The organism is Rhodospirillum rubrum ATCC 11170 (genome assembly GCF_000013085.1).
Classification (GTDB): domain Bacteria; phylum Pseudomonadota; class Alphaproteobacteria; order Rhodospirillales; family Rhodospirillaceae; genus Rhodospirillum; species Rhodospirillum rubrum.
The window spans coordinates 484,438-506,415 of sequence record NC_007643.1 but is presented as its reverse complement, the minus strand read 5'-3'; the positions used below and the strand labels follow the sequence as shown (position 1 = coordinate 506,415).

Here is a 21,978-nt window from a genome sequence, read left to right as displayed (position 1 = left end):
CCCCGTGTTGAACCGTATGATCGCTTTTCGGCCCCTGTCCCAACCCGCCCCCGGCGCGACCCCGGCTTGTACGGCGCGCGCCCTTGGCCGGCTGCTGGGGATCGCCCTTCTGGCGTGGGTGGCGGTCCTGGGCTGCGGCTGGCCCGTCCACACCGCCCAGGCGGCGGTGCCCACCCAGCGCATCGCCGCGGTGGTCAACGAGGACGCCGTTTCCCTTTACGACCTCAATGCCCGCATCGACATCGTCATGGCGACTGGCGGCATGCCCAATTCGCCGGAGGTTCGCCAGCGTCTCGCCCCGCAGATCCTGCGGGCGCTGATCGATGAGACCCTGAAGATCCAGGAAGCCAAGCGCGCCAACGTCACCGTCTCGACCGAGGATATCAACGGCGGCATCGAACGCCTCGAGCGCCAGAACAAGCTGCCGCCGGGCGGGCTGGAGAAGGCCTTCAAGGCCGCCGGCCTCGACCAGCAGAGTCTGATCCATCAGATTCGCGCCGAACTGGGATGGATCAAGGCCGTTCAATCGACCCTTGGACCGCGCGTCAACGTCTCGGAAGACGAGATCAGCCTCTATCAGCAAAATCTTCAGCGCAATCTCGGCAAGCCCGAATATCTGGTGGCCGATATTTTCCTGCCCGTCGATAACGCCGCCCAGGATGCCGAAGTACTGACGGCGGCCCAGCGCATGATCGAGCAGATGCGCCTGGGGGCGAATTTCGCCGCCCTCGCCCAGCAGTTCTCGCGCGGTCCCGCCGCCCAGCGCGGCGGCGATCTGGGGTGGGTCGGCCCCGGCGAGATCGATGCCGAGGTGCTTCAAGCCCTTGGCGCGATGGCGCCGGGCAATCTGTCCCAGCCGATCCGCACCTTCGGCGGTTATCACATCTTGTTGCTGCGCGACCAGCGCATCGCCAGCGGCGGCGCCTCGTCGTTGCTCAAGATGTCGCGCATCGTCATTCCCTTGCGCGGCCCGCGCATGCCCACGCCCGAGCGTCTGGCCGATCTGCGCCAGCGCATCGCCGCCACCCGGTCGTGCGAGGCCTTTGACGCCCTGGCCGGCGAAGTCGGCCCGCCGTCGGGATCGATGGGCTCGATCGATCCGGCCCGCCTGCCGGCCGAGGCCCAGAACGTCATCCGCGACCTGCCCGCTGGTCAGCCCTCGACGCCTTTGACCATGGATAACGCCGAAATTCGCCTGATGATCTGTGATCGTCCGACCGGCGGCTTGCCCGGTCGCGACATTCTGCGCGAAAGGCTGATCGAACAGAAGCTGCAGAATTTGGCCCAGCGCCGTCTGCGCGACCTGCGTCAGCAGGCCATCATCGATATCCGGGTATGAGCCCCTCCCCCGCTCCCTCCGCCCCCCTGGTTCTGACCATGGGCGATCCGGCCGGCGTTGGCGGCGAAACCGCGCTGATGGCTTGGGCGGCGCGAACGGCGGGGCAAGGCCTGCCGCCTTTCGTGATGATCGGCGACGTCGATTGGCTGGCCGCCCTATCGCGGCGTCTGGGCCTGGGACCGGTGCGCGCCGTCGACAGCCTGGAAGAGGGTCCGGGCGTCTTCGATCAGGCCCTGCCGGTGCTGGTCGAACCCCTGGCGGTCCCGGCCCAGGCGGGCAAGGGCGACCCGGCCAATGGCAGGGCGGTGATCGCCGCCATCGAGCGCGCCGTCGCCCTGGTCGCCGCCGGTCGGGCGGCGGGCGTCGTCACCTTGCCGATCAACAAGCATGTGCTCAAGCAGGCCGGCTTCGGCCATCCCGGCCATACGGAATTCCTGGGAGCCCTGGCGGCGCGCCATTGGCCGGATTTGCCGGCGCACCCGGTGATGATGCTGGCCTGCCCGGATCTGAAGGTGGTGCCCGTCACCGTTCATCTGGCCTTGCGCGAGGCGATCGACACCCTCGACGAAGCCACCATCGTGGCTTGCGCGACGATCGTCGCCCAGGCCCTGACCCGGGATTTCGCCATCGCCGCGCCGCGTCTGGCGCTCGCCGGGCTGAACCCCCATGCCGGGGAAAGCGGCGCCATGGGCCGGGAAGACATCACCATCATCGCCCCGGCGGTGGCCCGCTTGCGGGCGGGTGGCATCGACGCCCGGGGCCCGCTGCCCGCCGATACGCTGTTCCATGCCGAGGCGCGGGCCGGCTATGACGTGGCGCTGGGCATGTACCACGATCAGGTGCTGATCCCGATCAAGACCCTGGATTTCCATGGGGGCGTCAATGTCACCCTGGGGCTGCCCTTCGTGCGCACCTCGCCCGACCATGGCACCGCCTTCGATATCGCCGGCCGCGGCCTCGCCCGTCCCGACAGCCTGATCGCCGCCCTGCGTCTGGCCGCCGGCATGGCCAGCCGGCGCTCCGCATCATGAGCGACCCCATCGATGTCGCCGCCGAGACCCCGGGCGATGGCCTGCCGCCGCTGCGCGAGGTTATCGCCACCCATGGTCTGGATGCCCGCCGCTCCCTGGGGCAAAATTTCCTGTTCGACCTCAACCTCACCGGCCGCATCGCCCGCGCCGGCGGCGAGATCGACCAGGGCACGGTGATCGAGATCGGCCCCGGTCCGGGCGGATTGACCCGGGCCCTGTTGGGCGCCGGAGCGCGGCGGGTGATCGCCATCGAACGCGACAGCCGCTGCCGGGGGGTTCTGGCCGAGATCGCCGCCGTCTGGCCCGGCCGCCTGGAGACGATCGAGGGCGACGCCCTGGACATCGACGTCGCCGCCCTGGGCGAGGCGCCGCGCCGGGTGATCGCCAATCTGCCCTATAACGTCGCCACGCCGTTGCTGATCGGCTGGCTGCGCCACGCCTCGGCTTTCGAGCGCTTCGTTCTGATGTTCCAGAAAGAGGTGGTCGACCGTCTGGCCGCCCGCCCCGGCACCAAGGATTACGGCCGGCTGTCGGTGATCACCCAATGGCTGTGCGAGGTCCGGCCGCTGTTTGACGTCAATCCCCGGGCCTTCACGCCGCCGCCCAAGGTGGTCTCCACGGTCGTCCGCATCGATCCCCGGCCCCAACCGCTGGCCCCGGCGCGGATGGAAACCCTGGAACGCGTCACCGCCGCCGCCTTTGGCCAGCGCCGCAAGATGCTGCGCGCCAGCCTGAAGGCCCTGGGGGATGCCGAGGGGCTCTGCGCCGCCGCCGGTCTTGATCCCACGGCGCGGGCGGAAACCATTCCGGTGGAGGGCTTCGCCGCCCTGGCCCGGGCGGTCGATGCCGCCGGGTCGGTTTAAGCCCGGGCGACGGCGGCCTTGGCCGCCGCCTGATCCTTCTTGATGCGCTCCATGCCGCGATCTTCAAGCTCGGCATTGATTTCCGCGCCCAGAAGAACCGCATAAGAGGCGAGGTAAAGCCACATCATCGCCACGACGACCCCGGCCAGGGTACCATAGGTCTGGTCGTAGCTGCTGACCAACCCGACATAGAGCGACAGCCCGCCCGAAGCCAGGATCCACAGCGTCGCCGCCGCCAGGGCGCCGGGGGTCACCCAGCGCCAGCGCGGATTCTCGCGGTCGGGGGCATAGCGAAACAGCACGGCCAACGCCCCAAGAACCAGGGCGAACAACAGCGGCCAGCGGGCCAGGGCCAAGGCCCAGCGGATTTCCAACGGCAAGGGCAGGCGATCGAACAAGGCGGGCAGGCCGACGATCAGCGGCAGGGCGATGGCGCTGACGACAAGCCCGGCCAGGGTCAGGCCGACCACCAGGATTGATTTGCGCAGAAAGCCCCGGCCATCGCCGACCTGATAGGCGATATCGACGCCATCGACCATGGCGCCCATGCCGCGCGAAGCGCTCCATATGGAAAAAAGCAGGCTGGTGATCGCCCCCAGACCCAGCGAGCCCGGCGACGCCTGGGCAAGGCGGGGCAGGTGCTCGGCCAGCAGGTCGTGAACGCCGCGCGGCAGGTAAACCCCCGCCTCGGCGATCTGGCGCACGGCTTCTTGCGGGCCGGTGAACAGGCCATAGAGGGTGATCAGCGTGACCAGGGCGGGAAAGCTGGCCAGCAGCGAAAAAAACGCCACCCCGGCGGCCAGCACCCCAACATGATCGCGGTCGCTGCGCCGGCTGACGGCGCGAATCACCGAAAACGGCTGATCGGCCATCAGTTGCGCCGGGCCGATCACCGCCCCCTTCAATAGTTTACGCGACGGCCGGGATTTTGCGTTCACGGTCGGCTTCCCTCGGTTGCCTCTGCCCCGTCAACGCTTTCGCCCCAGCCTTGTTGCCACGCGATCGCTAGGCGCGGCGCCTATTCCCCGGCGCCGCGCATGCGGTTGACGAATTCGGCCAGACCGATCCGGCGGGCGCGCTTCAGGCGCTCGGCCCGCAAGATGGCCCGCACATCGGCGATCGAGCGGTCGAGATCATCATTGACGATGATGTAATCGTATTCGAAGTAGTGGCTGATCTCGTCCATCGCCTTGGCCATGCGCGCCGCCACCACGGCATCGCTATCCTGGGCCCTGCCCTTCAGCCGGCGTTCGAGTTCCCCCACCGAGGGCGGCAGGATGAAGATGCTGACCAGATCGGTCCGCGCCTTTTCGGCCACCTGCTGGGTGCCCTGCCAATCGATATCGAACAAGACGTCACAGCCCCTGGCCAGGGCCGCCTCGACCGGCGCCCGGGGGGTACCGTAATAGTTTTCGAAAACCCGGGCGTGTTCAAGTAGGCCGTCGTCCTTGGTCAAGGCCATATAACGGGCGACGTCGATGAAATGGTAATGCTCGCCGTCGCGTTCACCGGGCCGCGGCGCCCGGGTGGTGACGCTCACCGACATCTCCAATCCGTCCTCTTCGGCCAGAAGAGCGCGGGAAATAGTGGTCTTCCCCGCCCCGGAAGGCGAGGAGAGAACCAGCATCATACCGCGCCGGGGGATGAGGGCGGGGGCGGAGGAAGGGGCCGACATGGGAAAACCGTCCTATTCGATATTGAGGATTTGTTCGCGGAATTGGTCGATCACCGCCTTCATGTCCAACCCGATGCGGGTCAAGGCGACGTCGGAGGATTTCGAGCACAGGGTGTTGGCCTCGCGGTTCAGCTCCTGGGACAGGAACTCCAAGCGCCGGCCCATCGCCTCGCCGCGGGTAAGCAGCTCGCGCGCCCCTTCCAGGTGGGCGCCCAGGCGATCAAGCTCTTCGCGGATATCGGCCTTGACCGCCAGCAGGGCCAGTTCCTGGGCCAGCCGCTCCTCGGGCAGGGCATCGGGGGCGGCCTCAAGCAGGTCGGCCATCTGACGGCGCAGGCGGGCGCGCACCATGTCGGGGCGCAGGGCCTCGGCGTTGGCGGCCTGGGCGCGCAGGTCTTCCAAAACCTCGAGATGCCCCGCCAGCACCCCGGCCAGACGCCCGCCTTCCTCGCTGCGCGCCAGGGCCAGGGCGTCAAGGGTGGCTTCCAGGCTGCGCAGCTGGGCCGCCTCGCGGGCCTCGCGGACGCCCTCCTCTTCGGCTTGGCCAACCGGTTCAAGCACGCCGCGCAACCCGAGCAGGCCATCCATGCGCGGCCGGTCCACCCCGTCCATCGCCAACTCGCGGGTCACGGCCAGCAGCTTTTTGAGCAGCGGCTCATTGACCCGATAGGCCTGTTCCTGATCGTCGCTGGTCATGGTCAGGCCAAGCGAGATCGAACCGCGCTTGAAACGCTCGGCCACGGCGCGGCGGGCCGGCTGGTCAAGGGCGTCGCCGCCCGGTGGCAGGCGCAGGCGGATATCCAGACCCTTGCCATTGACGCTGCGCGCCTCCCAGACCCAGGTCTGCGGCCCCAGGGCCCCCTGGGTACGGGCAAAACCGGTCATGCTCGAAAGGGCCATGGTCGCTACTCCGGGGGAGGAAGCCGATCACCCCGCGCCCGATGAGGATCATCACGCGCAAGGACCGGGATTTGCTGGACTATCAGTCTCTTAGAGCGGCATGCGGGTCTTAGGTTTCACGCCTGCCGCTCTAAGACCTTGGGCCGACGAGATCGCCGGGACCCATTTCGCAGTGTGCGCTCAAAGCTCAAAGGTCGAAAAGCCGGGCTGTTATACTCATCCCTTCCCGTCAGGAGCAACCGACCATGAAATCTCCGCGAACGATCCTGATCACCGGCGCCTCCAGCGGCCTGGGGGCGGCGCTGGCGCGCGGCTATGCCCGCCCCGGCCGGCGGCTGGTTCTGGGCGCCCGCCGCGCCGAGGCCCTGGCGGCGATCGCCCAAGATTGCCGGGCCGCCGGCGCCATCGTTGAAACCGCCCTGGTCGATGTGACCGACCGCGCCGCCACCGCCGCCTGGGTCATCGCCGCCGACGAGGCCGGAGCCCTGGATCTGGTCATCGCCAATGCGGGAATTTCCGGGGGAACCGGCGGCGGCGGCGAGGCCGCCGAGCAAACCCGGGCGCTGTTCGCCGTCAATGTCGACGGCCTGTTCAACACCCTCTTGCCGATTATCCCGCGCTTTCGCGCCCGCAAGCGCGGCCAGATCGCCGTGATGGCCTCGCTCGCCAGCTTTCGCGGCACCCCGGGCGCCCCGGCCTATTGCGCGAGCAAGGCTGCGGTCAAGGTCTGGGGGGAAGGGATGCGCGGCGTTCTGGCCGACGACGGCGTCGAGCTCAGCGTCATCTGCCCGGGCTTCGTGCGCACGCCGATGACGGCGGTCAATGAGTTCCCCATGCCCTTCCTGATGGAGGCCGACAAGGCGGCCCGGCTGATCGCCCGCCGGCTGGAAGCCAATGCCGGGCGCATCGCCTTCCCCTGGCCGATGGCCTTCGGCGCCTGGATGATCGCCGCCCTGCCCGAGGCCCTGGCCGGCCGCCTGCTGGCGCGAACCCCGCGCAAACCCGCCGGTTTCTGACACGGCGCCCCGCCCCGAAAGGTGCCACCCTTCCCCTCCCCCCAAAAAAATAAACTGTACGGTTTAGTTTTTCGCTTGAAAGCCGCTGGCGAAGAATTATATGAACTGTACGGTTCAGTTTACCGCTTTAGAACGAACCTCGACGAGGATCTAACCCCCCGGTTGACCCCGCCTTTTCAGGTCCCGCCCCTTAAGGGGCAGCCCTATCGCTTTCGGCGACACGCTGTTTTTTTCGGGCGCCGTCGCCTTTTATCCTCGATCGGAGACGCCATCATGATCCGCAACACCCTTCTCGCCGCCGCCACCGCCCTTGTCGTCGCCGCGCCGCTGGCCTTCGCCGAAGAAAGCCGCGCCGACCGCGCCGCCGACTGGCTGGCCGCCCCGGTCTTTGATGCTCAGGGTGCCCTGGTCGGCACCGTCGCCAATATCGACCTGGGCCCGGGGAACTTCCCGGTGTCCGTTCGCATCGACACCCCCTCGGGCCGCGATGTGACCCTGGCCGCCAGCGACTTTTCGCTGGGCACCTATAAGGTCGTCACCACCCTCGACCGCAGCGTCATCGAACAGATGGCCAATGGTTCGGCTGGTGTGAATGCCGCCCGGCAGGCCAACTAACCCCGGACCTGCTTGGCTGCTTGGGAAGGGCGCGCCCCCCCGCGCTCTTCCCACCCCTTCCTACCGCGCCCGCATGTTTTTGCCGATCCGCCGCGCCCCTTACCGGGGCACGAACGCTGGATGTTATTCTTAATCGGAGATGACCTCGATGATCCGCAACACCTTCTTCGCCGCCGCCACCGCCGTCGCCATGACCTTCACCGCGCCGCTGGCCCTGGCCTTCGATGGTCCGTCCGACCGCGCCGACGCCTGGCAGTCCGCGCCGGTTTTCGATAGCCACGGCGCCCTGGTCGGCACCGTCGCCCACCTTGAAGTCAATGCCGGCAGCTTCCCGGTGTCGGTCCGCATCGACACCCCCTCGGGCCGTGATGTGACCCTGGCCGCCCGCGATTTCAGGCTGGGCACCTTCAAGGTCATCACCACCGTCGACCGCTCGGTTATCAATCAACTGGCCAATGGCGATCGCATCGGCGTGAACGCCGCCCAGCAGGCCAACTAAAGCCCGCTACGCCGGGTGGATCGGGAGGGGGCGTCCGCCACGGGGCGCCCCTCCCGCCCCGACACGGGTCCCGGGAGGGCCCCCTTCTCTTAACTTATCCATGAGCGAGGCAACCCAAGCGCGGCATCGGGCATTGATAGGGACATTACCCCCGTCCGCCCTTAGGAGGCCGCCGATGACCTTTACGATGAACATGGCGCTTCTCTCGCCTTTGATCGCTCTTCTCGCCGGCATCTTGATCCTTGTCATGCCCCGGCTTTTGAACTTCGTCGTGGCGATTTATCTGATCTTGATCGGGATCATCGGCTTGGCCGCCTATTTCTGATCCGCCCCTTCGCTCGGGAGCGCCCCCCATGCCCCATTCCGCGATGCCCTCGTCGTCTTATTCCTATCCCGATCCGGAGCCCGTTCCCCCGGTCCGTCTGGTCGCGCCGATTATCGGGGCGATTGTCGTGGCCGCCCTGCTCGGGGCTTTTCTGACTTTTTTGACCTTGGCCATCCGCCCCGCCCTGGCCGAGGACAGGAATTCGGCACGGCCGATGGAGGGACCGACGACGGTGCGAACACCGATTTCCCCCACCGTCGGCACGACGATCACCCCGACCGGTCCCCGCCCCTGGCCCTCGGCCGCGCCCCTGGAAACCCCGGCCTCGCGCGAACTGGGCCCGGCCACCACGCCGCGCCTGCGGGCCGTCGTCCCCTCCGACGGCGGCTCGGCGGCGCGTCAGCGTCTTTACACCTATCCGCCCTCGGACTGACGCCTGTTCCCCGCCCGCCCCGGTCCCCCCCTCTACGGGGGTTTTTTTATGCTTATGGCCCAGGGTTACCCGATACTTCGGCGCTCAACACAAGAACCGAATCGCCCACTCATAATAAATAATGAAACCTCTTGGGGATCATGACGTTGGTTGTGGAGAGCGATGGCAGAAAAGGCCGCCGCCCACCAAACAAAATCGCAGACTGAACAAAGGAATACCCCCATGATTCGCAAGACAATCCTGGCCACGACGGCCGCGCTTGTCCTCTCCTCTCCCCTCGCCTTTGCTGGCGAACAGAGTCTGAGCGACCAAAAAACCGAATGGACGCAGAAGGCTGTTTGGGACCACAACGGCTGGTATGTCGGCAAGGTCACCGACGTGACCCTCAAGCCCGGCGGTTTCGCCCGGGACATCACCGTCACCACCGAGCGGGGGCAGACCGTCGTCCTTGACGCCGGCTCCTTCGAGAACGGCACCGGGATCGTGGTGACCAAGGCCACCGAACCGGAAATCCAGGCCGAGGTGATCCAGCAGGCGGCCTCCCGCTAAGCTGAGCCCCGGCCCCTGCAAAAGGGGGCGGCGGCTCACAGGGCCATCCCCCCGCCCCTAACGCGCCATCCTTTCGATAACGCGGAGCCTTGCCCATGATCGCGAAGACGCTAAGCGCCGCAGCCCTTGCCGCGACCCTGCTGGCTACCCCGGTTGTCTCCTATGGTCAATCGGGCACGTCGACGGCGGATAAGACGGCGGAATGGACCTCGTTGCCGGTCTTCGATCAGGCCGGCAAGAAGATCGGCACGATTTCCGAAGCCCGGGCCGATGGGACCGGCCATGTCACCGACATCGTCGTCGACACCGACACCGGCCAGCAGATCATCGTCGCCAACGAGCAATTCGATCGCGGCACGGCGGGGGTGACCCTGTCGATGACCGAGGGGCAATTGCTCAAGGGCGCCGTGCCGATCAAATAAATCACGGCTATCGCCTTTCTTGGGCCCCGCATGGCATCATGCGGGGCCTTTGGCGCGTTTGCGCCGATATTCTGTCAGAGAGTCAATAAGATAGAGCGGCAGGTGGAACGCCCGCGCCCCTTTTTCCACCCGCTCTTCTGGAAGGAACCTTACCCATGGGTTGGATCGTCCGACGCGTTCTTCTTCCTTTTGGCACCGTCCTGGCCCTTGGCCTTGGCGGTCTTCCGGCCTGGGCGGATGGTCACCCGCGCGGCGCCGAGACGCTCGGCGAGGACGGGGTAACCACCCAGCATACCGTCGACGCCGCCCGTCTGGCCTGGATCGGCCTGCCCGTTGTCGCCCAGGATGGGGAGAAGATCGGCCGGGTCGCCGAAATCGAACCCGGCGACAGCGGGCAGATCATCGGCATCGATGTGGAAATGGGGGGATTTCTCGGCCTGGGCGGGCGGCGCATCCATCTTGGCAGCGAGGATCTGGTGCGCGAGGTCGACCGCGTCCTGGTGATCATGGACGCCAACCGTATCCGTCGCCTGCCGCCCACCGCCGAATAGAGGCCGGCGGCCGGGGGGTCACTCCCGCTTGGCCTGATCGCGCTGGATCTTGCGCCAGCGCGCGACATTGCGGTTATGCGCATCGAGGCTGGCGGCGAAGACATGCCCGCCGCTGCCATCGGCGACGAAATAAAGATCCCCGCCATCGGCCGGATTGAGCACGGCGGCCAGGGACTCGCGGCCCGGATTGCAGATCGGGCTGGGCGGCAGGCCGGGGATCACATAGGTGTTCCAGGCGTGGGGGGTCTCAAGATCCTTGCGGGTCAGGGCGCGGCCTAGGGTTCCCGTGCCAGCCGACAGGCCATAGATCACCGTCGGATCGGATTGCAGCGGCATGCCGATGCGCAGCCGGTTGATGAAAACCCCGGCCACCCGCGCCCGCTCCGCCGGAACGGCGGTTTCCTTCTCGACGATCGACGCCAGAACCACCGCCTGAGCCTTGGTGGTCACCGGCAGTCCGGGGGCGCGATGCTCCCACAGGCTGTCGATGGCCTCGCCCATGGCCGCGCCCATCCGCTTGACGACGGCGTCGCGGCTATCGCCGCGCAGATAATTATAGGTCTCGGGCAGAAGCGCGCCTTCGCCCGGCTCCAGCGAAATCTCGCCGACCAGGTCTTCCTGGGCGAGGACGATGTCGCGGACGACGCGGGTGGTCAGCCCCTCGGCCACGGTGAAGCGGTGAACCACCACCTGCCCGGAGACCAGCAGCCCCATCACCTGCTCGGCGCTCATGCCCGGGGTGAAGCGGTATTCGCCGGCCTTGAGCTGGCGGGCCGTTTCGGCCAGCCGCACGCCGATTTTGAAGATCAGGGGATCATTGATCACGCCCTCGCGGGCCAGGGTGGCGGCGATGCCGTCCACCCCGCTGCCCGGGGCCACCACCACCACGCGCTCCGCAGCCAACGGGCCCGCAGCGACGAAGCGATCGGTCACATACAGATAACCGCCAAAAACGGTCAGCGCCGCCAGAACCGCGACCAGGAAAACACCGAGAATGGCCCGCATGGACTTACCTGAAAAGAAGGAGCCCCTGGTTAGGGGGCTCCCCCGAAGATCAGCGAGGCATTGGTGCCGCCAAAGCCGAAGGAATTCGACAGCGCCTTGCGGATCGGCCGTTCCTTGGCCACCAGCGGCGCCAGATCGATGTCGCAGGCGTCGGACGGATCGTGCAGATTAAGCGTCGGCGGGGCGACCTGATCACGAATGGCCAGGATCGAATAAATCGCCTCGACGCTGCCTGCGGCGCCCAGCAGATGACCGATGGCCGATTTGGTCGACGACATGGTCAGCTTATAGGCGTGATCGCCAAACAGCCGCTTGACCGCGCCCAGTTCGATCTCGTCGCCCAGCGGCGTCGAGGTGCCATGGGCATTGACGTAATCGATGTCTTCGACGGTCAGCTTGGCATTGGCCAGGGCGGCCCGCATGGCGCGGAAGCCACCGTTGCCGTCTTCGGCCGGGGCGGTGATGTGGTAGGCGTCGCCCGACATGCCATAGCCGAGGATCTCGGCGTAGATATGGGCGCCGCGCGCCTTGGCGTGCTCGTATTCCTCAAGCACGACGATGCCCGCGCCCTCGCCCATGACGAAGCCGTCCCGGCCCTTGTCATAGGGGCGCGAGGCCTCTTCCGGGGTGTCGTTGTAATGGGTCGACAGCGCCCGGGCGGCGGCGAAACCGGCGATGCCGATCCGGCAGACCGCGGATTCGGCGCCACCGGCCACCATCACATCGGCATCGCCGTGAATGATCAGCCGGCTGGCGTCACCGATGGCATGGGCTCCGGTCGAACAGGCCGTCACCACCGCGTGGTTGGGACCCTTGAAGCCGTAGCGGATCGAGACATGGCCCGAGACCAGATTGATCAGCGCGCTGGGAATGAAGAAGGGGCTGACCTTGCGCGGCCCGTGCTCCTTGAGGATCAACGCCGTCTCGGCGATCGACGTCAAACCGCCGATGCCAGAGCCGATCATCACGCCGGTGCGCTCGCGGGACTCCTCGTCTTCGGGCATCCAGCCGCTGTCTTCCACCGCCTCTTTGGCGGCGGCCAGACCATAGACGATGAAATCGTCCATGCGGCGGCGGTCCTTGGAGGACACGACCGTATCGGGGTCAAAGCCGTGAGGCCCGTCGGCGGCCGTCGGGATTTGTCCGGCAACGCGGGCCGGCATGTCCGATACGTCGAATTTTTGAATGGGTCGAATGCCGGATTTGCCCTGGACGAGACTCGTCCAATTGGTTTTCACCCCGCATCCGAGGGGCGTGACCATGCCCAACCCGGTGACGACAACACGTCTCATGGCTTGCTACAAGTCCCCATTGTCCAGCCTTGGCGGGCCGGATCGGGCAGCGCGACACACTCGCGCGGCCGAGATCCTAAGCCCTTGCCCGGCGTTCCCGGAAATCCAAGATCATATAAGGATTCCCGGTACGGGGCGTCGCCGGACGTCGCGGCCGATCAGCCGTTGCTTTCGATGAAGTCGATGGCATCCTTGACGGTCAGGATCTTCTCGGCGGCGTCATCGGGGATTTCGCAACCGAATTCCTCCTCGAACGCCATAACCAATTCAACCGTATCCAGACTATCGGCGCCCAGGTCATCGATGAAGCTGGCGTTTTCAGTTACCTTGGCTTCTTCGACACCCAGATGCTCGACAACGATCTTCTTAACGCGGTCGGCGACGTCGCTCATTTTCGTCTATTCCTTGGAAGTCACTGATCATGTTGATGGCGCGGTCGACTTGATCGCCCCTGTAAAAGCAGCCGCCCGCCCTATGGAGCGCCTTGCCTAACATACTTGCCCAGGGATGACTAGCGCCCGCAACGGGCTCGGACCAACATTCCTTCGGTTCCGAGAGAAACTTTCCTCGGCGCAAACGCGCCGGTTCAAATCATCGCCATGCCGCCGTTGACATGCAAGGTCTGGCCGGTGACATAGGCCGCCTCTTCGCTCGCCAAATAAACGACGGCGGCGGCCACGTCCTCGGGCGCCCCCATGCGTCCGGCGGGGATATGGGGCAAGATGGCCTCTTTTTGCTTTTCGTTCAACTTATCGGTCATCGCCGTGGCGATGAAACCGGGCGCCACGCAATTGACGGTGATGTGGCGCGCCGCCACTTCGGCGGCCATCGACTTGCTCAGGCCGATCAGGCCGGCCTTGGAGGCGGCGTAATTGGCCTGACCGGGATTGCCGGTGACGCCGACGATCGAGGTGATATTGACGATGCGGCCCCAGCGCCGTTTCATCATGCCCTTCACCGCCGAGCGCGACAGGCGGAAGGCGGCGCTGAGGTTGACGGCGATCACCTGATCCCATTCCTCGTCCTTCATCCGCATCGACAGCATGTCGCGGGTCAATCCGGCGTTGTTGACCAGGATATCAAGACCCGAGAGGGCGGCTTCGGCCGCCGGGATCAGCCGCTCGACCGCAGCGGTGTCGGACAGGTCGCAGGGCAGGATGGGCACGTCCTTGCCCAGGAACACGGCGGTCTCGTTCAAGGCCGCCTCGCGGGTCCCCGACAGGGCGACGCTGGCGCCGCGATCGGCCAGAGCCTTGGCGATCGACGCACCCAGCCCACCAGACGCCCCGGTCACCAGGGCTTTCTTGCCGGTCAGATCGAACATCGGTGATCTCCTGATGGAAGGATCGGCCCAGCCGTCCTTTCTCATGATTTGCTTTATCTTTAGAATCCGGGGACCGGCGGATCCGGCCCCCCAGTGATAAACGGGACCTAAATCCCCTTGATGAAGGCGTCGATATCGGCCGGGCCCTGGATCGAGCGAGCGCCAAGATCGCCATGGATGCGCTTGGCCAGCCCGCCCAGCACCTTGCCGGCCCCCAGCTCGACCAATTCGCTCACCCCGGCGTCGACCATATAAAGCACGCTCTCGCGCCAGCGCACCGCGCCCGTCACCTGCTCGACCAGCAGTCGGCGGATTTCCAAGGGATCGCTGACCGCCGAGGCGGTCACATTGGCCACCAGCGGCACCGCCGGCGCCTTGAAGGTCACCCGCTCCAACGCCTCGGCCATGACCTCGGCCGCCGGCGCCATCAGGGCGCAATGGAACGGCGCGCTGACGGGCAGCGGCAGGGCGCGCTTGCAGCCCTTGGCCTTGGCCAGAACGATCGCCCGCTCGATGGCGGTGCGATGACCGCTGATCACCACCTGCCCGGGGGCGTTGTCGTTGGCGGCTTCGCAAATCTCGCCCTCGGCCGCCTCGGCGGCAACAGAGCGGGCGTCCTCAAGGCTCAGGCCGATCAGGGCGGCCATCGCCCCCAGGCCAACGGGCACGGCCTTTTGCATCGCTTCGCCGCGGATGCGCAGCAGGCGGGCGGTATCGGCCAGCCCCAGCGCCCCGGCGGCGGCCAGGGCCGAATATTCGCCCAGGGAATGCCCGGCGACCAGATCGGCATGGGCGGCCAGACGCACGCCGCCGGTTTCAAGCACGCGGACCACGGCCATCGAAACCGCCATCAGCGCCGGCTGGGCGTTCTGGGTCAGGGTTAGCTCGTCGGCCGGACCCTCGACCATCAAGGCGAAAAGCTTTTGCGACAGGGCGTCGTCGACTTCTTGGAAAACATCGCGGGCCGCCGGAAAGGCGTCGGCCAGTTCTTTGCCCATGCCGACGGCCTGGGACCCTTGACCGGGGAAGACGAAAGCGCGTGTCATGACCTGATCCGATAGCTGGGAGGACGCGGAGTCGGGGCCGAACGACCCGACCGCCCGCGCGCTTGGCGCGCAGCGATCACGGCCCGGACCGCCTGGAGTGCGCAAGGAAGACCGCGCCGGCGGCGGATTGTCAAGAAATTGCGTGCAGCGGGCCCTTGCACCGGCAAGGGGTTCGTGTATAGTCCCCGCCTTCCAAAACCCTTGCCGGATCGTCCCACAGGGAAGGCCGGCTATGCCTCGTTCCCTCCTTTCGGAATGGGAACATGGAAGAGAAAAGCCATAAGGGAACCATAGATGGCGCTTTACGAATGCGTGCTGATCGCACGCCAGGACATCTCCAATGCCCAGGTTGATACCATGGGTGACGAGGTCTCCGCGATCCTCTCCGAAGGGGGCGGGTCGGTGAGCAAGCGGGAATATTGGGGTCTGCGGACTCTGAATTTCCGCATCAAGAAAAACCGGAAGGGTCACTACCTTCTTCTCAACATCGACGCTCCGGCGCCGGCCGTCCACGAACTGGACCGCCGCCTGCGCCTGAACGAAGATGTCATCCGCCACATGACCGTCAAGGTCGAAGAGCTTGAAGAAGCTCCGTCGGCGATGATGCAGAAGAACGACCGTCCCGAGCGCGGCGGCCGTCGCGGCGATCGCTTTGGTGATCGTCCCGAGCGTGGCGATCGTCCCGACCGCGGTGATCGCGGTGGCGACCGTGGTGGTGATCGGGGCGACCGTGCCCCCCGGGGCGAGCGTCGCCCCTTGCGAGAAGGAGCTGAATGATGGCTGCTCCCCGCCGTCCGTTCTTCCGTCGTCGGAAGACCTGCCCGTTCTCCGGCGCCGGCGCGCCGAAGATCGACTACAAGGACATCAAGCTGCTGCTGCGCTTCGTGTCCGAGCGTGGCAAGATCGTTCCCAGCCGCATCACCGCCGTTTCCGCCAAGAAGCAGCGTGAGCTGGCCCGGGCGATCAAGCGCGCGCGGTTCCTGTCGCTTCTGCCCTACGTGCTGAAGTAAGGCGTCCCTGGCCGGAAGCGGGGTTTCCCCGCCTCCGGCCGCGCCCCTTGGGCCCGCGTCCACCGGAGAGCGCGATGAACAGGACCTTGCCGCAGTCTGCCCTCGCCGGTCTGGCGGGTGGATTGCTGTTCGCGGCATTCGTCTATGTGCCCGCGCTGGGCTTTCTGCTGTTGCAGATTTCGGTGGCGCCGCTTCTGGTCGCCGGTCTTCGCCATGGTCTGGCCGGGATTCTTCCGGCCGCCGGAGTCGCCTTGCTGGTGACTGCGGCCTTGATGCCCGGCGTGGTTCTTCCCGTCTATGCGGTGGTCGACCTTTTGCCGGCGGTGCTGGTTTCCGCCCTGGCGTTGCGGGTCGTCGCCGCGCCGGGGGGCGGATCGCCCCTGTGGTATCCGCCCGGCCGCATCCTCGCCTGGGTATCACTGCTCGGGCTGGCCTTGCTGGCCCTGTTCGCGCTGGGTATCCCAGCCGGTCAGGGAGGCATCGAGGCGGTGGTGTCCGGGGCGGTGCGCGAGGCGGTGGACGGGCTGTTGGTCGAAACATCGCCCGATCTGCGCGAGCAGATTTTGGCGGGGGTTCCGACCTACCTGCCCGGAACCTTCCTTGCCTCCTGGATCTCCCGGGTGGCACTCTGCGCGGTGCTCGCCCAGTGGTGGGTCACCAAACGGGGGGGAGCGGTGCGCCCGACGCCGGTTTATGGATCGCTTGATCTGCCGCCCTGGCTGGTCGGGGGATTCCTGATCTGCGCGGCGGGGGCCTTGGTTCTGGGGGGCGATGCCGGTTATATGGCCGTCAACGCCACCATGGGCCTGATGGTGCCGCTCGTCTTCATGGGTCTCGTGCTGGTGCATGCGGCCGCCCGCCAGCTTCCCCATCCGGGGATCGGGCTGATCGGGTTTTATATGCTCTTTGTCCTCGGATCCGCTGTGGCCATCGCCGCGGTGGCCTTCGCGGGACTTGTCGAATTCGCGATCAGACGGCGCCCATCACCCGGCGGCGCCTGAGGGTCAACAGGGTCCGCGTGACCCGGGAAGGATGATAAAATGATGGAAGTGATCCTGCTCGAGCGGATCGAGAACCTTGGTTTCATGGGCGATATCGTCAAGGTCAAGGATGGCTACGCCCGCAATTTCCTGCTGCCGCAGAAGAAGGCCCTGCGCAAGAGCAAGTCGAACCTCGAATACTTCAACGCCCAGAAGGTCGAGCTCGAAGCCCTGAACCTGAAGCGCAAGGGCGAGGCCGAGGCCGTCGCCGTCAAGCTTGACGGCCTGAACCTCGTGATGGTTCGCCAGGCCGGCGAAAGCGGTCAGCTGTATGGATCGGTGTCGGCCCGCGACATCACCGACTCGCTGAAGGCCGAGGGCTTCGTCATCGCCCGCTCGCAGGTTCTTCTCAACCACCCGATCAAGGATCTGGGCCGCTACGAGACCCGCGTCTCGCTGCACCCCGAAGTGATCGTCACCATCACCGTCGTCGTCGCCCGCAGCGAGGCCGAGGCCCAGGCTTCCGCCGCCGCCGCCGCCGCCCTGCTCGAGCGTCCCGAGGACGCCGAAGAGGCCGTGGCCAACGAGGAGGAGGCCGAGGCCGCCTTGCTCGACGACGAGGACGCCGACGAGTACGAGCAGGGCTGAGGCCCGGCCGGCTCGACCGTTCGCTGACAGGGGCCGTCCCCATCCCTTGCCGCCGCCTTGTGCCGGTGGTACGGGGGTGGGGACGTCCGCTTTTTCCCGGCCCGCTTCCCCGGGTCGCTTTCCCGGAGGACATCCGCGTTCGCCGGGCATCCGGTGCCGATAGGATGTCGCGATGACCGGACACTTCCTCGCCGCCCAGAATGATCCCTCCGCAGGCCCCGCCGCCGAGGCGACCCGCCTGCCGCCCGCCAATATCGAGGCCGAGCAGGCCCTGCTTGGCGCCATCCTGACCAACAACCGGGTTCTCGAGAAGGTCGGCGATTTTCTGCGCCCGGCCCATTTCTCCCATCCCGCCCATGGCGCCATCTACGAAGCCTGCGTCACCCTGACCGAGCGCGGCCATCTGGCCAATCCGGTCACCCTCGCCCCCTATCTCGACCACCGCACCGAACTGGAAGAGGTCGGCGGCGCCCGCTATCTGGCGCAGTTGGTCAATGCGGTGGTGACCATCATCAATGCCGAGGATTACGGCACCCTCGTCCACGACCTGTTCTTGCGGCGCGAACTGATCGCCCTGGGCAGCGATCTGGTCAATGACGCCTTCGAGGCCGATCTCGACAGCTCCGCCGTCGATCAGATCGAGGGCGCCGAGCGCAAGCTGTTCGATCTCGCCACCACCGGCCAGACCGAAGGCGGGCTGAAGTCCTTCAAGGACTCGCTGATCGGCGCCATCGACATGGCCGAGAAGGCCCATAAGCGCGAGGGCCAGTTGGCCGGCGTGCCCAGCCTGCTCGTCGATCTCGACAAAAAGCTGGGCGGCCTGCACGACAGCGATCTTCTGATCCTGGCCGGCCGCCCGTCGATGGGCAAAACGGCGCTGGCCACCACCATCGCCTTCAACGCCGCGACGTTTTTCCGCCAGGAGGCCCAGGCCGGCGAGCCCTCGAAGGCGGTGGCCTTCTTCTCGCTGGAAATGTCGGCCGAACAGCTGGCCACGCGTATCTTGTCGGAGCGCGCCGAGGTGTCGTCGCACCGCCTGCGCACCGGCGAGCTGGCCAATGAGGATTTCGACCGGGTGCTGCAGGTGGCGACCCAGCTCCACAGCATTCCGCTGTTCATCGACGATACCCCCGCCCTGTCGGTGGGGGCGATGCGCACGCGCTGCCGGCGCCTGGCGCGCAGCCACGGCGGTGGCGGCAACGGCCTGGGGTTGATCGTCGTCGACTATCTGCAGCTTCTGCAAGGCGGCAAGGGCGAGCGCTCGGAAAACCGCGTGCAGGAGGTTTCGGCGATCACCCGCGGGCTGAAGGCCCTGGCCAAGGAGCTGAACGTGCCGGTGATGGCGCTGTCCCAGCTGTCGCGTCAGGTCGAAAGCCGCGACGACAAGCGCCCCCAGCTTTCCGATCTGCGCGAATCGGGCTCGATCGAACAGGACGCCGACGTGGTGATGTTCGTCTTTCGCGAACAATACTATCTCGAACGCGCCGAGCCGCTGCGCAAACCCGACGAGACCGACGACCGCTATCAGGAACGCCACCTGAGCTGGATCAAGCGCTGCGAGGACGCCTATAACAAGGCCGAGGTGATCATCGCCAAGCAGCGCCATGGGCCGATCGGCTCGGTCAGCCTGTTCTTCGATGGCAATTACACCCGCTTTGGCAATCTGCAAGGCGGCGAACCGCCGCCAGACCTGTAGGCTCCGACGAATCGCCGCCGGGCCTATAAAGCTCCGACGACTCGCGCCGGAGCCCTTTCCTTTGCCGCAGACGTATTTTCGGAGACGTTTCCATGGGTCATGAGGACCGGGCGACGGCCCTTCTTACCGTCGATCTTGATGCCATCGCCGATAACTGGCTGGCCCTGCGCGGCCGGCTGCGCCCCGGGGCGTCGTGCGCCGGGGTGGTCAAGGCCAATGCCTATGGCCTGGGGGCGCGCAAGGTCGTTCCCGCCTTGCTGGCCGCCGGCTGCCGCGATTTCGTCGTCGCCCAGATCGACGAGGGCCTGGATATCCTCGATCTGCTGCCCGCCGACGCCCGCCTGTTCGTGCTCTCGGGCCCGCCCGAGGGGGCCGAGGACGAGGTGCTCGACAGCGCGCTGATCCCGGTGCTCAACAGTCCCGATCAAATCGACCGTTGGGCCAAGGCCTGCGCGCGGGCCGGGCGCAAGGCGCCAGCCGCCCTTCATGTCGATACCGGCATGCGCCGCCTGGGGCTGACGCCGCTGGAACTCGACGCCCTGCTCGCCGATCCCCGCCCGCTCGCCGCCTTCACCCCAGTGCTGGTGATGACCCATCTCGCCTGCGCCGACGAGCCCGATCATCCGCTCAACGCCGAGCAGCGCGCCCTGTTCGCCGCCGCCGCCGCCCGCTTCCCCGGCCTGCGCGCCAGCCTTGCCAATACCTCGGGCATTTTCCTGGGCCCCGAGTGGCATTTTGATCTGGCGCGCCCGGGAATTGGTCTTTATGGCGGAAATCCGACCGTCGGTACAGCCAACCCCATGCGGCAAGTGGTTAAATTACAAGGAAAAATCCTGCAAGTTCGCCGCATTGACACCCCCTTGAGCGTTGGCTATGGTGCAACGCATACGGCCCCGGCGGGAAGCACGATCGCAACCGTCGGTGTCGGATATGCCGACGGATTTCCGCGTTCGGCGGGCAACCGGGCCATGGGGCTTCTGGCCGGTCGATCCGTTCCGGTCGTTGGTCGTGTGTCCATGGATCTGCTGACCTTCGACGTATCGGATGTTCCCGAAAACTTGGCGAGACCCGGTGCCATGATCGACCTTCTTGGACCCGATCTGAGTGTGGACGCCCTGGCCGATCGCGCCGATACGGTGTCCTACGAAATTCTCACGCGACTAGGCGCGCGCTACCCGCGCCGCTACGGCGGGGTGAGGGAGGGGAGCGGCCAATGAATTTCCTGGCCATTATTGGACGGGTTTTTCTTACCTTTTTGCGCCATGTCGGACGGCTGTCGGTCTTTACCGGCACGGCGCTGTCCCATTGCGTGCGCCCGCCGTTCTTCCCCCGGCTGATCGGCCGCCAATTGGTCGAGATCGGCTATTATTCCCTGCCGGTGGTCGGGCTGACGGCGATCTTCACCGGCATGGTCCTCAGCTTGCAAAGCCATTCCGGCTTCGCCCGCTTCTCGGCCGAGGGGGCGACGGCGACGGTGGTGGTGCTGTCGATGACCCGCGAACTGGGGCCGGTCCTGGCCGGGCTGATGGTGGCCGGACGGATCGGCGCCGCCATGGCCGCCGAGATCGGCACCATGAAGGTGACCGAGCAGATCGACGCCCTGACGACGCTGGCGACCAATCCCTATAAGTATCTGGTGGTGCCGCGCCTGATCGCCGGCGTCACCATGCTGCCGATCCTGGTGCTGACGGCCGATATCATCGGCGTCTTCGGCGGCTATCTGATCGGCGTCTACAAGCTGGGCTTCAACCCCAGCAACTATATCGCCAGCACCTGGGAATTCCTCGAGCCGATGGACGTCATCAGCGGCTTGGTCAAGGCCTCGGTCTTTGGCTTTATCATCGCCTTGATGGGCTGTTACCATGGCAGCCAGTCGAAGGGGGGAGCCCAGGGGGTGGGGGCGGCCACGACCAATGCGGTGGTCAGCGCCTCAATCTTGATCCTGGTCTGCAACTACATGATCACCGAACTGTTCTTCGCCCAATGACCGACACTCCCAAAATCGAACTGCGCGGCCTGAAAAAGGCCTTTGGCCCGAAAGTCGTGCTTGATGGCGTCGACCTGACGGTCGGCGCCGGCGAATCGGTGGTGATCATCGGCGGCTCGGGAACGGGCAAATCCGTGGCCTTGAAATGCATTCTCGGCCTGCTGCGCCCCGACAGCGGATCGATCCTGATCGATGGTCAGGAGACCGTTGGCCTGCGCGGCCAGGATCGCGACAAGGTCATGGCCAAATTCGGCATGTTGTTCCAGGGCGCGGCGTTGTTTGACAGCCTGCCGGTCTGGCAGAACGTCGCCTTCGGCCTGTTGCAGGGCCAGCGCATGCCGCGCCGTCAGGCCAAGGAGATCGCCATCACCACCCTGGCCGAGGTCGGGCTTGGCGCCGATGTCGCCGATCTCAGCCCGTCTGAGCTATCGGGCGGCATGCAAAAGCGCGTCGGGCTGGCGCGGGCGATCGCCACCAATCCCGAGATCATCTTTTTCGACGAACCGACCACCGGCCTTGATCCGATCATGGCCGATGTCATCAACGACCTGATCCGCACCAGCGTCCGCCACCTGGGCGCCACCGCCTTGACGATCACCCACGACATGGCCAGCGCCAGCAAGATCGCCGACCGCATCGCCATGCTCTATCAGGGAAAGCTGATCTGGGTCGGCCCGGCGAGCGAGGTCTATGACTCGGGCAATCCGTACGTCGACCAGTTCGTACATGGCCGGGCCGAGGGCCCGATCCGCGCCGGACTGCGCGATTAGGC

General features: G+C 66.4%; 27 protein-coding genes. 19 read left to right on the top strand and 8 right to left on the bottom strand.

The window, feature by feature from the left end; all coding sequences use genetic code 11:
- The first annotated feature begins 16 nt into the window (after positions 1-16).
- Genes RRU_RS02280 through rsmA form a run of 3 tightly spaced genes read left to right on the top strand, consistent with a single transcriptional unit; the run spans position 17 to position 3,233 of the window.
- Positions 17-1,339 carry a peptidylprolyl isomerase gene (locus RRU_RS02280; RefSeq protein WP_014625938.1) on the top strand — a complete coding sequence of 441 codons (1,323 nt, stop codon included), beginning with the start codon at positions 17-19 and terminating at the stop codon, positions 1,337-1,339.
- On the top strand, positions 1,336-2,370 hold the full coding sequence (gene pdxA / locus RRU_RS02275) for a 4-hydroxythreonine-4-phosphate dehydrogenase PdxA (protein ID WP_011388191.1): 1,035 nt from the start codon (positions 1,336-1,338) through the stop codon (positions 2,368-2,370). The genes RRU_RS02280 and pdxA overlap by 4 nt, the downstream gene beginning before the upstream one ends.
- The gene (rsmA, locus tag RRU_RS02270) at positions 2,367-3,233 is read left to right on the top strand and encodes a 16S rRNA (adenine(1518)-N(6)/adenine(1519)-N(6))-dimethyltransferase RsmA (protein ID WP_011388190.1); all 867 of its coding nucleotides are present in this window, start codon (positions 2,367-2,369) and stop codon (positions 3,231-3,233) included. The genes pdxA and rsmA overlap by 4 nt, the downstream gene beginning before the upstream one ends.
- On the opposite strand, the gene RRU_RS02265 is transcribed toward rsmA, so the two are convergent.
- The 3 genes from RRU_RS02265 to RRU_RS02255 all read right to left on the bottom strand — a co-directional run bounded on the left by RRU_RS02265 (position 3,230) and on the right by RRU_RS02255 (position 5,808).
- The gene (locus RRU_RS02265; RefSeq protein ID WP_011388189.1) at positions 3,230-4,171 is read right to left on the bottom strand and encodes a YihY/virulence factor BrkB family protein; all 942 of its coding nucleotides are present in this window, start codon (positions 4,169-4,171) and stop codon (positions 3,230-3,232) included. The genes rsmA and RRU_RS02265 overlap by 4 nt on opposite strands.
- Before the next feature lie 80 nt (positions 4,172-4,251).
- Positions 4,252-4,908, bottom strand: coding sequence for a guanylate kinase (gene gmk / locus RRU_RS02260; RefSeq protein WP_011388188.1), 657 nt, complete (start codon positions 4,906-4,908; stop codon positions 4,252-4,254).
- A gap of 12 nt (positions 4,909-4,920) precedes the next feature.
- Positions 4,921-5,808 (bottom strand): YicC/YloC family endoribonuclease, encoded by an 888-nt coding sequence (locus RRU_RS02255; RefSeq protein ID WP_011388187.1) that lies wholly within the window; start codon positions 5,806-5,808, stop codon positions 4,921-4,923.
- A gap of 245 nt (positions 5,809-6,053) precedes the next feature.
- On the opposite strand from RRU_RS02255, the gene RRU_RS02250 reads away from it, so the two are divergent.
- The 8 genes from RRU_RS02250 (at position 6,054) to RRU_RS02215 (ending at position 10,218) form a co-directional block, all read left to right on the top strand.
- Entirely contained in the window at positions 6,054-6,824 is a 771-nt protein-coding gene (locus RRU_RS02250) for an SDR family NAD(P)-dependent oxidoreductase (protein WP_011388186.1), read from the top strand.
- A gap of 273 nt (positions 6,825-7,097) precedes the next feature.
- The gene (locus RRU_RS02245; RefSeq protein WP_011388185.1) at positions 7,098-7,439 is read left to right on the top strand and encodes a hypothetical protein; all 342 of its coding nucleotides are present in this window, start codon (positions 7,098-7,100) and stop codon (positions 7,437-7,439) included.
- A gap of 139 nt (positions 7,440-7,578) precedes the next feature.
- Positions 7,579-7,938 (top strand): hypothetical protein, encoded by a 360-nt coding sequence (locus tag RRU_RS02240; protein ID WP_237703824.1) that lies wholly within the window; start codon positions 7,579-7,581, stop codon positions 7,936-7,938.
- A 175-nt stretch (positions 7,939-8,113) separates the two neighbouring features.
- A complete protein-coding gene (locus tag RRU_RS02235; RefSeq protein ID WP_014625936.1) occupies positions 8,114-8,263 on the top strand; it encodes a DUF3096 domain-containing protein in 150 nt (49 codons plus the stop codon).
- A gap of 28 nt (positions 8,264-8,291) precedes the next feature.
- On the top strand, positions 8,292-8,696 hold the full coding sequence (locus RRU_RS02230) for a hypothetical protein (RefSeq protein ID WP_011388182.1): 405 nt from the start codon (positions 8,292-8,294) through the stop codon (positions 8,694-8,696).
- Between the two features lie 222 nt (positions 8,697-8,918).
- On the top strand, positions 8,919-9,245 hold the full coding sequence (locus RRU_RS02225; protein WP_014625935.1) for a hypothetical protein: 327 nt from the start codon (positions 8,919-8,921) through the stop codon (positions 9,243-9,245).
- 95 nt (positions 9,246-9,340) lie between these two features.
- On the top strand, positions 9,341-9,667 hold the full coding sequence (locus RRU_RS02220; protein WP_011388180.1) for a hypothetical protein: 327 nt from the start codon (positions 9,341-9,343) through the stop codon (positions 9,665-9,667).
- Positions 9,668-9,822: 155 nt separating this feature from the next.
- Positions 9,823-10,218 (top strand): PRC-barrel domain-containing protein, encoded by a 396-nt coding sequence (locus RRU_RS02215; protein ID WP_011388179.1) that lies wholly within the window; start codon positions 9,823-9,825, stop codon positions 10,216-10,218.
- An 18-nt stretch (positions 10,219-10,236) separates the two neighbouring features.
- On the opposite strand, the gene mltG is transcribed toward RRU_RS02215, so the two are convergent.
- The 5 genes from mltG to fabD all read right to left on the bottom strand — a co-directional run bounded on the left by mltG (position 10,237) and on the right by fabD (position 14,885).
- A complete protein-coding gene (mltG, locus tag RRU_RS02210; protein WP_011388178.1) occupies positions 10,237-11,223 on the bottom strand; it encodes an endolytic transglycosylase MltG in 987 nt (328 codons plus the stop codon).
- A gap of 29 nt (positions 11,224-11,252) precedes the next feature.
- Positions 11,253-12,515: a beta-ketoacyl-ACP synthase II gene (gene fabF, locus RRU_RS02205; protein WP_011388177.1), complete on the bottom strand. Its 1,263-nt coding sequence runs from the start codon at positions 12,513-12,515 to the stop codon at positions 11,253-11,255.
- Between the two features lie 158 nt (positions 12,516-12,673).
- Positions 12,674-12,907, bottom strand: a complete 234-nt coding sequence (locus RRU_RS02200) for an acyl carrier protein (RefSeq protein WP_011388176.1) — start codon at positions 12,905-12,907, stop codon at positions 12,674-12,676.
- Positions 12,908-13,101: 194 nt separating this feature from the next.
- Positions 13,102-13,839, bottom strand: a complete 738-nt coding sequence (gene fabG / locus RRU_RS02195; protein WP_011388175.1) for a 3-oxoacyl-[acyl-carrier-protein] reductase — start codon at positions 13,837-13,839, stop codon at positions 13,102-13,104.
- A 107-nt stretch (positions 13,840-13,946) separates the two neighbouring features.
- Positions 13,947-14,885 (bottom strand): ACP S-malonyltransferase, encoded by a 939-nt coding sequence (fabD, locus tag RRU_RS02190; RefSeq protein WP_011388174.1) that lies wholly within the window; start codon positions 14,883-14,885, stop codon positions 13,947-13,949.
- Between the two features lie 294 nt (positions 14,886-15,179).
- Here fabD and rpsF point away from each other — a divergent pair, with 294 nt between their 5' ends.
- The 8 genes from rpsF (at position 15,180) to RRU_RS02150 (ending at position 21,976) form a co-directional block, all read left to right on the top strand.
- Positions 15,180-15,662: a 30S ribosomal protein S6 gene (gene rpsF / locus RRU_RS02185; RefSeq protein ID WP_011388173.1), complete on the top strand. Its 483-nt coding sequence runs from the start codon at positions 15,180-15,182 to the stop codon at positions 15,660-15,662.
- Positions 15,659-15,895: a 30S ribosomal protein S18 gene (rpsR, locus tag RRU_RS02180; RefSeq protein ID WP_011388172.1), complete on the top strand. Its 237-nt coding sequence runs from the start codon at positions 15,659-15,661 to the stop codon at positions 15,893-15,895. The genes rpsF and rpsR overlap by 4 nt, the downstream gene beginning before the upstream one ends.
- A gap of 74 nt (positions 15,896-15,969) precedes the next feature.
- On the top strand, positions 15,970-16,896 hold the full coding sequence (locus tag RRU_RS02175; protein ID WP_011388171.1) for a hypothetical protein: 927 nt from the start codon (positions 15,970-15,972) through the stop codon (positions 16,894-16,896).
- A 42-nt stretch (positions 16,897-16,938) separates the two neighbouring features.
- Positions 16,939-17,523: a 50S ribosomal protein L9 gene (gene rplI / locus RRU_RS02170; protein ID WP_014625933.1), complete on the top strand. Its 585-nt coding sequence runs from the start codon at positions 16,939-16,941 to the stop codon at positions 17,521-17,523.
- Between the two features lie 172 nt (positions 17,524-17,695).
- A complete protein-coding gene (locus tag RRU_RS02165; RefSeq protein ID WP_011388169.1) occupies positions 17,696-19,219 on the top strand; it encodes a replicative DNA helicase in 1,524 nt (507 codons plus the stop codon).
- Positions 19,220-19,311: 92 nt separating this feature from the next.
- The gene (gene alr / locus RRU_RS02160; RefSeq protein WP_011388168.1) at positions 19,312-20,436 is read left to right on the top strand and encodes an alanine racemase; all 1,125 of its coding nucleotides are present in this window, start codon (positions 19,312-19,314) and stop codon (positions 20,434-20,436) included.
- Positions 20,433-21,206 carry an MlaE family ABC transporter permease gene (locus RRU_RS02155; protein WP_011388167.1) on the top strand — a complete coding sequence of 258 codons (774 nt, stop codon included), beginning with the start codon at positions 20,433-20,435 and terminating at the stop codon, positions 21,204-21,206. The genes alr and RRU_RS02155 overlap by 4 nt, the downstream gene beginning before the upstream one ends.
- Positions 21,203-21,976, top strand: coding sequence for an ABC transporter ATP-binding protein (locus RRU_RS02150; protein WP_011388166.1), 774 nt, complete (start codon positions 21,203-21,205; stop codon positions 21,974-21,976). Before RRU_RS02155 ends, RRU_RS02150 begins: the two co-directional genes overlap by 4 nt.
- Positions 21,977-21,978 lie beyond the last annotated feature (2 nt).